Origin of the sequence: Paenibacillus sp. FSL R7-0302 (genome assembly GCF_038006885.1) — a bacterium.
Taxonomy (GTDB): domain Bacteria; phylum Bacillota; class Bacilli; order Paenibacillales; family Paenibacillaceae; genus Paenibacillus_AQ.
The window spans coordinates 4,728,075-4,740,853 of the sequence record NZ_JBBOWB010000001.1 but is presented as its reverse complement, the minus strand read 5'-3'; the positions used below and the strand labels follow the sequence as shown (position 1 = coordinate 4,740,853).

General features: G+C 53.3%; 12 protein-coding genes and 1 pseudogene. 7 read left to right on the top strand and 6 right to left on the bottom strand.

What is annotated here, in order from left to right:
• Positions 1-39 precede the first annotated feature (39 nt).
• On the top strand, positions 40-1,362 hold the full coding sequence (locus MKY96_RS20435) for an IS4 family transposase (RefSeq protein WP_076086935.1): 1,323 nt from the start codon (positions 40-42) through the stop codon (positions 1,360-1,362).
• Positions 1,363-1,759: 397 nt separating this feature from the next.
• On the opposite strand, the gene MKY96_RS20430 is transcribed toward MKY96_RS20435, so the two are convergent.
• Positions 1,760-2,962 carry an ROK family protein gene (locus MKY96_RS20430; protein WP_340942783.1) on the bottom strand — a complete coding sequence of 401 codons (1,203 nt, stop codon included), beginning with the start codon at positions 2,960-2,962 and terminating at the stop codon, positions 1,760-1,762.
• Between the two features lie 203 nt (positions 2,963-3,165).
• Entirely contained in the window at positions 3,166-3,621 is a 456-nt protein-coding gene (locus tag MKY96_RS20425) for a CBS domain-containing protein (protein WP_340942781.1), read from the bottom strand.
• Positions 3,622-3,740: 119 nt separating this feature from the next.
• Here MKY96_RS20425 and MKY96_RS20420 point away from each other — a divergent pair, with 119 nt between their 5' ends.
• Positions 3,741-4,175: a MarR family winged helix-turn-helix transcriptional regulator gene (locus MKY96_RS20420; protein ID WP_076079684.1), complete on the top strand. Its 435-nt coding sequence runs from the start codon at positions 3,741-3,743 to the stop codon at positions 4,173-4,175.
• Between the two features lie 117 nt (positions 4,176-4,292).
• Here MKY96_RS20420 and MKY96_RS20415 read toward each other — a convergent pair whose 3' ends face one another.
• Both MKY96_RS20415 and MKY96_RS20410 read right to left on the bottom strand, forming a co-directional pair.
• Positions 4,293-5,804, bottom strand: coding sequence for an amidase (locus MKY96_RS20415; RefSeq protein ID WP_340942779.1), 1,512 nt, complete (start codon positions 5,802-5,804; stop codon positions 4,293-4,295).
• Positions 5,805-5,906: 102 nt separating this feature from the next.
• Positions 5,907-6,488 carry an LOG family protein gene (locus tag MKY96_RS20410; protein ID WP_340942776.1) on the bottom strand — a complete coding sequence of 194 codons (582 nt, stop codon included), beginning with the start codon at positions 6,486-6,488 and terminating at the stop codon, positions 5,907-5,909.
• Between the two features lie 582 nt (positions 6,489-7,070).
• Here MKY96_RS20410 and tyrS point away from each other — a divergent pair.
• On the top strand, positions 7,071-8,330 hold the full coding sequence (gene tyrS, locus MKY96_RS20405; RefSeq protein WP_340944668.1) for a tyrosine--tRNA ligase: 1,260 nt from the start codon (positions 7,071-7,073) through the stop codon (positions 8,328-8,330).
• 959 nt (positions 8,331-9,289) lie between these two features.
• On the opposite strand, the gene MKY96_RS20400 is transcribed toward tyrS, so the two are convergent.
• Complete coding sequence (locus MKY96_RS20400; RefSeq protein ID WP_340942774.1) at positions 9,290-9,778, bottom strand: YfbM family protein; 489 nt, start codon at positions 9,776-9,778, stop codon at positions 9,290-9,292.
• 42 nt (positions 9,779-9,820) lie between these two features.
• Positions 9,821-10,006, bottom strand: coding sequence for a hypothetical protein (locus MKY96_RS20395; protein WP_340942771.1), 186 nt, complete (start codon positions 10,004-10,006; stop codon positions 9,821-9,823).
• 277 nt (positions 10,007-10,283) lie between these two features.
• Here MKY96_RS20395 and tnpA point away from each other — a divergent pair.
• From tnpA to MKY96_RS20375, 4 genes and pseudogenes are all read left to right on the top strand, one after another.
• Positions 10,284-10,688 (top strand): annotated as a pseudogene (gene tnpA / locus MKY96_RS20390) (IS200/IS605 family transposase).
• Positions 10,660-11,238, top strand: coding sequence for a hypothetical protein (locus MKY96_RS20385; protein WP_340942770.1), 579 nt, complete (start codon positions 10,660-10,662; stop codon positions 11,236-11,238). Before tnpA ends, MKY96_RS20385 begins: the two are co-directional and overlap by 29 nt.
• Positions 11,235-11,531: a transposase gene (locus MKY96_RS20380; protein WP_340944667.1), complete on the top strand. Its 297-nt coding sequence runs from the start codon at positions 11,235-11,237 to the stop codon at positions 11,529-11,531. The genes MKY96_RS20385 and MKY96_RS20380 overlap by 4 nt, the downstream gene beginning before the upstream one ends.
• 213 nt (positions 11,532-11,744) lie before the next feature.
• On the top strand, positions 11,745-12,776 hold the full coding sequence (locus tag MKY96_RS20375; protein ID WP_340942768.1) for an FIST signal transduction protein: 1,032 nt from the start codon (positions 11,745-11,747) through the stop codon (positions 12,774-12,776).
• Positions 12,777-12,779 lie beyond the last annotated feature (3 nt).

Sequence of the window (12,779 nt, the reverse complement as noted above, 5' to 3'; positions counted from 1 at the left end):
TGTGGCGAAGCCCCTTGAAAAAACGAGGAGGTTACGCCAATGAATGCTTATGCAAATTCGCTGAAAGACAGACTGACATCTCTCATCCGTGAGATGGCGGCTGCCCCCGCGCCTTACGTCAGAAACCCGGGAAAGGATTTTACCCGAACGAAAAAACTACCCTTTGAAATGGTTATGCAAACCCTGATCTTTATGGGCGGCAACAGCCTCTATAAGGAACTGTTGGAATCGCAGGGCTATGACGTTAACACCGCAACTTCTTCTGCTTTTGTTCAGCAAAGAAATAAAATTTTGCCGTCTGCGGTCGAATCTTTGTTTCACACCTTTACCGCGTCCCATACGGAATTCAAGGATTATCGAGGCTATCGATTATTGGCCATTGACGGTTCCGATCTGCATATTGCAACAGATCCTGCGGACCCGTTGACCTATTCTCAAAGTCAGCCCCACTCGAAAGGCTTTAACCTTCTGCACTTGAACGCTGCTTATGACCTCTGTAACCGGCTTTACGTGGACGCCATCCTTCAACCTCGAAAGCTGCGCAACGAAGGAAGGGCGCTGTCCACGATGGTGGATCGGTCCCCTATTCAGGGGAACGTCATTGTGTTGGCGGATCGAGGATTGGAAAGCTACAATACGTTCGCGCATCTGGAACGGAAAGGATGGAAGTACGTCATACGGGTCAAGGATTTGCATTCGAATGGCATTCTTTCGGGCTTGCACTTGACCTTTGAAGGGGCGTTTGATCAGGAGATTCACCTGACGCTGACTAAAAAACGAACGAAAGCGTTCAGGGATCACCCCGAAATCTATAAAATTCTTCCGGCCACCTCTAGCTTTGATTTTCTGGACATGCAAAAGAACCTGTTTTACCCGATTTCCTTTCGGGTGGTTCGTTTCCTCCTGCCCAGTGGCGATTATGAAACCGTCATTACCAATCTACCGGCTGCTGAATTCTCACCGGATGAACTCCGGGAACTGTATCACCTGCGATGGGGGATTGAGACCTCTTTCCGGGCCTTAAAATACACCATCGGTCTGACCCATTTTCACGCAAAGAAGCAAGAGTCCATTACCCAAGAGATATTCGCAAGAATGATCCTCTACAATTTCGCTGAAATGATTACCTCGCACGTAGTCATTTCCCAAAAGGATAAACGGCACCTCTACCAAGTCAACTTCACGGTGGCCGTTCACGTCTGTAGACATTTCCTGCGCTCCAAGGGCGATGGACCCCCGCCTGATGTGGAAGCTTTGATTCGCAAAAATATTTTGCCGATTCGTCTCACCCGTCCTGGGCAAAGGAATACACGCAGAATACGTAGCAAATCCGCCATTAGCTTCGTCTACAGAGTAGCATAATTCGGTTCGCATGAACATTTTTTTAAGTGGATCTTCCATCCGCTTTGTTTGCTATGCGCTTTTTTCCTTCCTTACACCAAAAACAAACGGCATAGGACGTTTCCCCATACCGTTTTGGATTCTCTTTATTAATTCCAAACTTATCTTTGAACTTATCTTAATGACATTGGTATAAATACACCTGATTCAGCCGAAAGTGGGCGCAGAGCGGGAATAAGGTGTATAAATACACCAGATCCAGCCGAAAGTGGGCGCAGAGCGGGAATGAGGTGTATAAATACACCAGATTCAGCCGAAAGCGGGCGCAGGGCGGAAATAAGGTGTATAAATGCACCATAGCGGGAGCGGCTGGCATCCGGTCAGCCCGTCAACTGCTGGAGCAACATGTGCAGCACCCTCAGCTCGTCAACTGGTGCAGCACCAGCGCACATGCGCCTGTTGCAACTGCGCGCTCGCCCAGGCTGCTCCGGGTGAAGCGGACGTTATATTGTCCGCGGTAGTAGGTCCGCTCCAGAGCGATCCGCGTGGCTGTCTCGTAGAAATCTGCCGCGAGGAACAGCGGGCCGCCGAGAATAACTTCCTCGGGATGCAAAATATTGATCAGATTCGCCAGCCCGATGCCGCAGGATACCGCCATCTCTTCGAATAACCTGATCATCACTGGATCGCGCTCCTGGAGCGCTTCCAGCAGATGGACGAATTCTAAAGCCTCCGCATGCTCTGCCAGAGCACGGAGGCTTGTGCTGCTGCCCAGCCGCCAGGCCTCGCGGGCCTGCCCCTCCAGCGTTCGCACCGACACATAGCTCTCCCAGGCCCCGGCATTACCGCCGGGGATCTGCGGCGGCACTCCCGCGCGGTCAATGATCATCTGCCCGACCGCTCCCTCGGTATCGATTATGCCGTAGAGCAGCCGCCCATCGTTCATAATAGCGGAGCGCAGGCCGATTCCGGCATGAAGATAGAGAAGGTGCTGCTGCATCCGGTTGCTGCCGGCCCAGTACTCGCCGAGCAGTGCAGTATTGGCTCCATTATCCAGATAGACAGGCACCCCCAGGCGCTGCTCCAGCTGTTCCTTGATATGTACTTGTGACCAGCCCTCTGCAGGAAAGCGGGCCGGATTCAGGATGACTCCGGCTGTACGATCCAGCGGACCAACCGCGCCGATGCCAAGACCGGCGACCCGGCTGAGCTGGACAGAGGCTGCGTCAAGCATCTGTAAGCCTTGTCTATGAAGCGACTCCATGAGAAGCTCGGGGGTAAGCCCTGCATCCATGCTCCAGGTATGCTCGCCCAGCAAGCGCAGATGAAAGTCCGTCAGCACAAGCTTGGCATGGGTCCGGGAGATCTCCAGTCCGAGCAGATAAGCGTAAGATGGATTCGTCTCATAGAGGGTAGGGCGGCGTCCTCCGGTGGATTCGCCGAAGCCGACCTCAACCAGAAGCTCCTGGGACAACAGTTCATCTAGGATGCGTGTTAACGTGCTTATGGTCAGCCCGCTTTCGTCCAGCAGGGTCTGCTTGGAGACGGTACCGTGTTTTCTGACCGTGAAATAGATCTCTTTGGCTTTGGGATTGGCGATGACTTCATGAATAGGCAGCACAGATGGTTCTCTCCTTATGAAAAGACTATACCTGACGAATGGACTACATCTGCTTCAACAATGACATAAAAAGCAGGGTGCCGCAACTATCACAAGGAGAGCGTAAGCGCCATTTCGAACTTGTAGCCGCTGCCGGGGAGAGGCGCAGGACGGTCTGGCAGCACATGAGGATAAGCAGGCGCTAGTGGAGGGGATTGTTCATCCTAGAGCAGCGCCTTGAAGGAATGGCGGATCACATCGCCGCGGCTGATGATGCCGACCAGCACACGGTTCCGTTCAACGGGAACCTTTTTGATCTGCTTTTTGCCGAGGATGGTGGCGATGGCTTCAATATCTTCTTCGGCATGCACAGTGATAACCTTCTTCTTGGCGATAGCCATTACGTTCAGACCCAGCAGCTTCTGCGCCCGTTCCTCGAACAGATCATTATCCCCGACGAACACATTAATCTGGAAAAAAGAATCCACAATCAGATCCTCATGCCTGCCGATATAGCGCATAATATCCCCGTCGCTGAGGTAGGCGACAATCTCATTCCGGTCATTCACGACAGGCATGCCGCTGATCCGGTGGGCAATACATTTCTCAATAAAAGTCCGTACGGTATCTTCCTGCTTCACCTTGTACACCTGACGGACCATGAATTCATGGGCTTTCATACCGGTTCCCCCTGAAAATTAGCTTTTGCAGAAATAAGTTGTATCATGAAAGTATATACTTGTATTATACAAGTGGAAAGAGTAAAGTCAATGAATAAAAGAGAAGAGGGGCAACCGGCATGGACAAACATTCAATTGAGACAATAGAGCTGGAAATGGCGGTTCTGTTCCGCCGTCTCACTTCAATTACCACGTTCAAAAAAATCGGCAATCTGGATCGTGCGGCCTACCTGCTGCTTCATCACATTGCATCTCGTGAAGGAACTGCCGGGATCAAGGCAATCTCCGATGAGTTTCAGCTGGATATTTCTACGGTCAGCCGGCAGGCTGCCTCACTGGAGAGTAAGGGGTACATCACCCGGGTACCGGACCCTGTGGACGGGCGGGCTTATTCGCTGCAGATTACGGAGACGGGCCAAGCGAGTCTGGAGGAGAACCGGCAGGTCCGGCAGGAGATGATCGAACAACTGCTAAAGGGCTGGTCGGAGGAGGAGGGACAGCTGTTCGGGGAGCTGCTGCGGAAGTTCAATGCAACTTTTCTGGAAGAGGGCTGATGGGTCCCAGAAGTCTCTGGAAGCCCACTGCAGACATCACAGCAAAAGGGCCGTCCGCAGCGTTACTTCACGCTGCGGACGGCCCTTTGCATAGTATTCAGGGAAGCGGAACAGGTCTCAAGCAAAGCCTGCATTCCCGCTCATCCCTACCCACAGCGGGGATTGCTCCAGAGCCGCGGCGAGCTGGAGCAGCAGGTCCTCGCGCCCTTTGGAGGCCATGACCTGGACGCCGATCGGCATTCCTTCGGCCGTAAGATGCACCGGCACGCTCATGGCGGGCTGGCCGGTCAGGTTGGCTAGCTGGGTGAAGGGCGTGTAGGTCAGGCTCGGCTCGAACATCTCATAGATCATCCGCCGCTGCGCATCCTTCGGCAGCCCGCTGACCTGCATCAGCTCCTCTGTCTCCGCCGTGGTCTGGGTCAGCTCTCCGACCTTCGGGGCGGAGTCTGCATTAGCCGGAGTAATATACAGATCGAAGCGGTCCATCAGCGCGGCCATTTGCGCAGCGGCTACATCCCATTCGTGCAGACTGTGCACGAATTCTGCCGCCGAGACCTGCTTCCCGGCTTCGGCCAGCACCCAGGTGACAATATCCACTTCCTCAGCCTTAATTGCACGGCCCATGGCGCTCTCAAGCGACAGGAACATGGCGGATACTTCTCCGGCGTTCATCGTATAGTAGTTGTCCATCAGCCGCACCCCGTTGACCGGGCTCAGCTTCTCTTCCACCTCATAGCCCTCGGACTCCAGCCACTTGACCGTCTTCAGCACGGCCTCTACCGCCTCAGCGGATACCGGTGTTCCCACCGGCGAAGCGGTGGTGAAGGCGATCCGCAGCTTCCGCTGCGCAGGCTTCAGCAGATCGTCCAGGTAGACGCCCGGATACAGCGGCGTCTGAAAAGCCGCTTCCGGCTGCACCACCTGCAGCAGATCCAGCATCGCGGCGCTGTCCCGCACAGAGCGCGTCAGCGCAAAATCAATCGACGCGCCCTGCCACTGGCGGCCGATCCCCGGGCCGACCGGCGTGCGCCCGCGCGTCGGCTTCAGCCCGAACAGGCCGGTGAACGAGGCCGGTATGCGGATGGAGCCGCCGCCGTCACTGGCTCCGGCGGCCGGGACGATCCCGGCGGCAACCGCTGCCGCCGCACCGCCACTGGAGCCGCCGGGTGAACAGGCGGGGTTCCAGGGGTTGCGGGCCGGGCCGTGGAGCAGGGGCTCGGTGATATTTTTGAGCCCGAATTCCGGCGTATTCGTATGGCCCAGCGGAATGAAGCCGCCGCGCCGGATACGGGCCACATAGTTAGAGTCCCGCTTCGCCACATTGTCCTTCATCAGCAGAGCGCCTGAGGTCAGCGGTTCGCCGCCAATCGCCTGGGAGATATCCTTCAGCAGGAAGGGGACTCCGGCGAACGGACGGGGGGTATCCCCGGCCCCGGAATCAAGGGGCATCTCCGTAGCCTCCTTCAGCGCAGCCTCCCGGCGGGTGCGCACCACCGCATTCAGCAGCGGATTCACCTCATCCATCCGGGCATAGGCGGCTTCCACAAGCTCACGCGCAGAGACCTCACGTGCCTTAACTAGGGCGGCAAGCCCCAGCGCATCATAACCGGAAAAAGCAGACAACGACATAGGTATAACCTCTTTCTGGCAGGAACAGGCAGGCTACTTAGGTCAGGCTATAGCTGCAGTCTCGCGCATAGTATATTGCGTTATAAGGAGGGCAGAGACTTTTCAAGTGCGCTCATCTGTAAGATATTGTTTCACTGGAGGCGGCGTATACTCTGCGAACTGCTGCAGAATGCCCTCCGGCGTGGTAGCGTTCAGCATGATGGAATGATGCTTCTCCTGCATGAATTGTTCCCGGGCCATGTTGCTGAACAGGGCAATCAGCGGATCATAATAATGATTCACATTAAGCAGTCCGCAGGGCTTCTGATGCAGGCCGAGCTGAGCCCAGGTGAAGATCTCGAAATACTCCTCCATCGTGCCCGGGCCGCCCGGCATAGCAATGAATCCGTCCGCCAGCTCAGACATCTTAAGCTTCCGTTCGTGCATAGAGTCTACCATGATCAGCTCCGTCAGACGGGTGTGCTCGATCTCCCTTTGCTTCAGAAAATGCGGCAGCACCCCGATCACCTGACCTCCGGCCTGCATCACACTATCTGCAATAGCGCCCATCAAGCCTACAGTAGCTCCGCCATAGATCAGCGTAATGTTACGTGCGGCAAGCTCCTTGCCGAGTAGAATAGCGGATTCCTTGTAAACGGGCGAAGCCCCTTCACTGGAACCGCAGAACACTGCGATACTCTTCATAAGCTGCTGACTCTCCTTTATCTTAAGATAATGTAATGTGCTTTGAAGAACGGTTGTTTCCTCTACCTAATGTATCACGGATTCAGGTGCATGTAACATTTTTCTCGCTACCGGAGCAGGCGGTTTACTTGCGGTAGTGCGCCGCATTGACAACCTTTTGCGGAGCGGCTATACTTTCTGTAATCTTATAGTTGGTATACGTTGAACGAGCCAGTAGCAGCCTTGTCCCTGTTCCCAGAGAGCCGGGGGTCGATGGAACCCGGTACACACAAGCGGACTGCGAATTACGCCTCGGGAGTATCTTGGGTAATGCCAAGCGGAGCTAAGCGAACGATAACTCGCCTGAGAGTGGTATGGACCTGCGTGCAGCATCAGGTCTGTGCAATTTGGGTGGTAACACGGTTAATGATAATCGTCCCTGTGTCTGAATAGACAAGGGGCGATTTTTTGTTGTCTGTGCGGATTTGCTGGCTGGGTGCGTGGCGGGCATAAGCTTCAGAGGCTGATGCGGTATGGCTGCTGTTTTTTTGACGGATACCAAAGGATATAGAACAATCACTTACACAAAAGGGGCTGTACATGTTGAACATTATCGACGAGCTATTGTGGCGCGATGCCATTAACCAGCAGACCGACGCGGACGGACTCCGTGAATTGACAGAGAGTAAGGCGGTATCGCTGTATTGCGGCGTGGACCCGACGGGCAACAGTATGCATATCGGCCACCTGATTCCATTCATGATGCTGCGGCGCTTCCAGCTGGCCGGTCACCGTCCGGTGATTCTGATCGGGGGGGCTACGGGAACGATCGGCGATCCGAGCGGACGCCAGAGTGAGCGCTCTTTGCAGACGATGGAGCAAGTGCAGGAGAATGTGGAGGCGCTGAGCGCCCAGATGAAGAAGCTGTTCATTACCGATGGCGACAATCAGGTGCGGATGGTGAACAACTACGACTGGACCAAGGATATGAACGTCATTGATTTCCTGCGTGATTTCGGCAAAAACTTCAGCATCAACACGATGCTCGCCAAGGACGTAGTCGCCAGCCGCCTGGACAGCGGCATCTCGTTCACGGAGTTCGCTTACCAGATTCTGCAGTCCATTGACTACCTGCATCTGTACCAGAATGAGGATGTGCAGCTCCAGATCGGCGGCTCGGACCAATGGGGGAATATTACGAGTGGCCTCGATCTGATCCGTAAAAAAGAAGGCAACGAAGCCAAAGCCTTCGGCCTGACCATTCCGCTCATGCTGAAGGCTGACGGTACGAAGTTCGGCAAAACCGCCGGCGGCGCCATCTGGCTCGATCCGAAGCAGACCACCCCTTATGAGTTCTACCAGTTCTGGGCGAATACCGATGACCGTGATGTGGTTAAGTACCTGAAGTACTTCACCTTCCTGAGCAAGGAAGAAATTGAGGCGCTTGAGGAGAAGGTAGCCACTGAGCCGCATAAACGCGAAGCGCAAAAAGCACTGGCCGAGGAAATGACCCGTTTCGTGCACAGCGAGGAGCTGCTGGAGCAGGCTAAACGCATCAGCGCGGCACTGTTCAGCGGCGATATCCGCTCCCTGACTGCGGACGAAATTGAGGAAGGCTTCAAGGAAATGCCGACCTTCACAGCGGGCACTGAGACCAAGAACATTGTAGACTGGCTCGTGGACCTGGGAGTGGAGCCGTCCAAACGCCAGGCGCGCGAGGATATTACTAAGGGCGCAATCTCGATCAACGGGGAGCGTGTGAATGAGCTGGAGACGGATATAACAGCTGACGATGCCATCGGCGGCAAGTTCATCATCGTCCGCAAGGGCAAGAAGAATTACAGCCTGGTGAAGCTGGTCTAAGCGCAAGCTGCCGGGTGATGGTTTGCGGAAGGCGAGTAGCGCGGGCCGAATGTTGAGCCAGATCTGGAGCGTTGTTAGGCTGGAACAAGGCTGAGGGTGAACTGGAACGAGGTTGATGGTGGCTAGGGTGAGGTAGATGAGTGAGGCTGAGCAAGGTGAGCTAGAATGAGGCAGCTGAGTGAGGCTGTGCTAGGTGAGCTAGAATAAGGCAGCTGAGTGAGGCTGTGCTAGGTGAGCTATAATGAGGCAACTGAGTGAGGCTGTGCTAGGTGAGCTAGAATGAGGCAACTGAGTGAGGCTGTGCTAGGTGAGCTAGAATAAGGCAGCTGAGTGAGGCTGTGCTAGGTGAGCTAGAATGAGGCAACTGAGTGAGGCTGTGCTAGGTGAGCTAGAATGAGAATGGTGTGAAGTAACTGAGTGATTTGGCTATCCCGCTGTCAGCAGTGACGGGGATAGCCTTTTTAGGTGGTCGCGGAAGGTGAGACGGTCTCCCGCCTTCCTCCCCTGATCACCGTAGGCCGGAAGCGTGGCTGCGTCGTGAAATCACAGGGATAAATCCCTCTGATTTTGCTGGATGTAAGCTGAATGAGGAAATCAAGTGTATAAATCCCTCTGATTTTGCTGGAAGTGGGCTGAATGAGAGAATCAAGTGTATAAATCCCTCTAATCTTGCTGGAAGTAGGCTGAGTGAGGAAATCAAGTGTATAAATCCCTCTAATAGCTGCCAGGTGGGAAGAGGGAGGCCGATGAGGAGCACAAGTGCACCAGAATTTGGCGCAAACGGCCGAAATGAGCAAATCAGGTGCATTAGTGCCCTTGATTTCGCCGAAAGTGGGCTAGAGTAAGGGAATCAGGAGCATAAGTGCACCCGAATTCAGCCGAAGAGGCCGAAACGAGCAAATGAAGTGCATTAGTGCACCTCACCCGTCCAGCCCGCCATCAGGCGGGCGAGTCAGGCTTCAAAACAAATAGAAAACAATACCTTTACCAGCAGCGACAGTCTGGCTGTAGAACCGCTTGATCTCGGTGAAGAACTGGAGCAGGTAGGCAAAGAACGCATCCGCGTCATCGACAGACACCGTATCAGGGTCCAGCGGGTAGACCTCCTCCTCGGCCATGGTCCGGAAATCATATTGCTGGCGCAGCTGCGCTTCATCCAGTCCGGAGATGGCGTCAAGCGCTTCGGCCACTTGTCCGGCACGCAGGCAGAATGCCCCGTATGACCCGAACTCAATACCTTGGTCTGAATGCAGCGGGACCACATATCCGAGCGGCGCTGGCCCATCCGATATATCACCGCAGAGCAGGTAGTGAATCGCCTCCCAGGTACGGTCGATATCCAGCCCCGGGTACTTGTCTATGTTCAAGCTCGCCAGCGGGGTGCTGCCTGCGGCAATTTGCTGCACCAGTTCATCTTCCATTGCAAAGTAATATCCGCGTATCGCCATTCTATCAGCCTTCCTTCCATCGTTGGGATAGAGTAGTTGTACTTAATCCTCAAGCAGCGCAAGCTTGTCTTCGAGTTCAGCAATCTTAAGCCGGATAGCTTCTGCCCGGGGCTCGTCATGTGCTTTCACCGCGACTGCCAATTCATCGGTAGCTATGCCGATCTGATATTCCAGATACGTGTAGTCGGATGCGGCAGCGGGGTGGGTGGAGCGTTGGGAATAGGTCATATGCCGAAGCCTCTTTTCTGTGATCTGTGATATATTCATGATACTGGGTTTGCAGGAAGAGCTCAACCTGGTTCCAGGGAAACTCGGCACAGGTTGCGACATTGTTCACAGACAATGAACCCGGTTCTGGTTTTACAGAAGTTAATCGCGAAAGCCCACTCCTTTAGGGGGGGGGTGAATCGTCTTTGTTTAAGGAACATCCTTATGTTGTAAAAATTGTACTAAATGAGCGCGTGTTCTTGTAGTAGTTAAATTGTTTAAATGCTACAATTTAGGTATGAGACAATCCTACAGAAATACCAAAACAACCGTATCCTTCATTAACTATCATTTTGTTTTTTTGCTCTAGATACAGACGTAAAGTGCTAGTCGATCAAGTGGTGATTCAGTTTAAGCAAATCGTTATAGAGATATGTGCCGAACAGGATTGGCAGCTACTCGCAATGGAAGTAAAGCCTGATCATGTGTATATTTTTCTAAACGTACTGCCCACCGATTCTCCCGCAGAACTTATGGTGAAACTGAAAAGAATCACTTCACTTCCCGGTGCCTCCGTGAACAATTTAAGCACTTGAACCACTTGCCTTCCCTCTGGACTCGTTCCTACTTGGTCAGTACCGCAGGGAACGTTTCAAGCAAAACGATCAAACAATATGTTGAAGAACAAAAAAAGAGGGGGTGAAACCCTGCAAACCGTAACGATTCAAATCCGCATTTTTCCAACCCATCCGTCTGTATTGGTGGATATGGGGGGCGAATACATTCGAACCGTCAACGAATTAACGGAGCAAGCCGAACGGTCTGGAACGTTTCCCAAACTAACTTCAAAAACCATTCATGCCAATCTACCCTCTGCCGTAAAGAATCAAGTGATTCGAGACGCCAAAAGCCTATTTCAGCGGTTCAAGAAAACGAAAAAGCGGCCTCTTCTCCAAAAGAGGGTGTACTACGTGAACAATCAAAATTATACGATTTTGGGCAACCACATTTCTTTCCCCGTGATCCTGGATGGAAAAGTACAACGGTTTGTTGTTCCTGTGCTTCTGCCGGATCGGGAGCGAGACATGCTTTCAAATGGGAAGCCTGGACTTCTGCGCGTGGTTCAAAAGTCAGCGAAATGGTTTGTTCAAATTTCAATCGAACGCCCTACTGAGCCAGCCGAGGGTCATGAAGTGATGGGGATTGATTTAGGCTTGAAAGTGCCTGCTGTTGTCGTGACTTCTAGAAGCTGACGGATATTCGTAAGACGACAAGAACAAGTCGTAAAAACGCTAAAAACCTGCATCATTGGTCGTTCTATCAGTTGCAAATGTTCATCGGATATAAGGCGACACTCGCTGGAATCCAAGTGGTTGAAGTGAATCCGGCATACACTTCGCAAACCTGTCCCTCTTGTGGAGAGCGGAACAAAGCAAAGGATCGAACGTATCAGTGCGACTGCGGTTATACAGCGCATCGGGATCGGATCGGTGCCATCAACATCATGCGTCAACCTGTGGCAGATGGTAACAGTCTGCCAGCCTAGATAGCTATACGCTCTGATCTAGGATGGGCGAATGAACTCGCCCTTAACTTAGCAGTAGGGCAAAGCGGAAACGTATGCGCCCGTTAACTAGCTAAGAATCCTACCCTTTTAAGGGTGTGGAGGTTCAACATGAGTAGTATTGAAAATGTTAGCTTAATTTTTCAGTAACAGTATGCGGGAGAAATTTCCGCAAAGGAAGGTTTGGTATACATAATGATAGCTGTATCTTTTAACACCTTGGATGAGGCCAGGAACCATCTGGAGGAGCTGGATGTGAACCGTGGACTGGTGCTGTTCGCTGCGGCTGCGGCTGTCCGGGAATTATCCCGTCATGCGCCTTCGCGGGCTGTTTTGTGCTCAACCAAGGGGGAATATACTCCGCAGGGCTACCGCAGTGGCGTAATTACAGGTTTTGAATACGAAGCCGGTATAGCAGATATTGTGGAGATTCTGCATCCTCCCGTGCTTAGCGCAAGTACGCTGGAGATTGCTTACCGCAAGGTCCGCGGCAATCCAAATGCTTTTCTGATGCTGCTCTGTGACGGCACAGGCGGAATGGAAGAGATGCTGCTCTCCTCGCTATACTTCATGGACCCGCAATTCAAGGTGATTGGCGGCAGTGCGGCTGATGATGAACGCGGCGAGACTTACCTCTATATAGGAACCCGCCGGGTGCGGAACCTGGGGATTTATTTCAATATGCCTGCCCGCACAGCCCTGGTCAAAGAGAATATATATGTCCCGGCCGGAAAGACGCTGCTGGTGACAGAAGCCGATGTGTTCGGCAGAAGGGTGTATTCCTTCAACGGGCGGCCTGCAGCCGGAGAATACGCGCGTGTCCTGGGCGTGCCGGAGAAGGAGCTGGCAGAGCATTTTCTGAGCAGCCCGCTGGGCAAAAGATACGAGGATGATCTGATCATAGCCTCCCCGAAGGCGGTTCATCCAGACGGCTCTGTTACCTTTTACAGCCAGATGATGTCTAGTACTTATGTGGAGCTGCTGAGTTCAGCCGATACGCTGGCAGTGCTGGAGGAGACGCTCGGCGGCAGTCCGTTCAAGCCTTCGTTTGTCCTCAATATTAACTGTACGCTGCGGGACCAGCTGTTTACACGGGACGGTCTTTGGGGAGCTTTTGACGAGAGGATGCTTGGGTTCTGCGGCAACACTACAGGCTTCATCAGCTATGGAGAGCAATATTATACTAAGCATGCCAATCAGACTATGATTCTGCTGCTGGTTGAATAAGGG

Excerpts from the sequence above, each read along its gene's own strand:
- MKY96_RS20435 (WP_076086935.1), top strand. The coding sequence starts at position 40 with ATGAATGCTTATGCAAATTCGCTGAAAGACAGACTGACATCTCTCATC.
- MKY96_RS20425 (WP_340942781.1), bottom strand. The coding sequence starts at position 3,621 with ATGAAAGCCCATGAATTCATGGTCCGTCAGGTGTACAAGGTGAAGCAG.
- MKY96_RS20420 (WP_076079684.1), top strand. The coding sequence starts at position 3,741 with ATGGACAAACATTCAATTGAGACAATAGAGCTGGAAATGGCGGTTCTG.
- MKY96_RS20415 (WP_340942779.1), bottom strand. The coding sequence starts at position 5,804 with ATGTCGTTGTCTGCTTTTTCCGGTTATGATGCGCTGGGGCTTGCCGCC.
- MKY96_RS20410 (WP_340942776.1), bottom strand. The coding sequence starts at position 6,488 with ATGAAGAGTATCGCAGTGTTCTGCGGTTCCAGTGAAGGGGCTTCGCCC.
- MKY96_RS20400 (WP_340942774.1), bottom strand. The coding sequence starts at position 9,778 with ATGGCGATACGCGGATATTACTTTGCAATGGAAGATGAACTGGTGCAG.
- MKY96_RS20395 (WP_340942771.1), bottom strand. The coding sequence starts at position 10,006 with ATGACCTATTCCCAACGCTCCACCCACCCCGCTGCCGCATCCGACTAC.
- MKY96_RS20385 (WP_340942770.1), top strand. The coding sequence starts at position 10,660 with ATGTTGAAGAACAAAAAAAGAGGGGGTGAAACCCTGCAAACCGTAACG.
- MKY96_RS20375 (WP_340942768.1), top strand. The coding sequence starts at position 11,745 with ATGATAGCTGTATCTTTTAACACCTTGGATGAGGCCAGGAACCATCTG.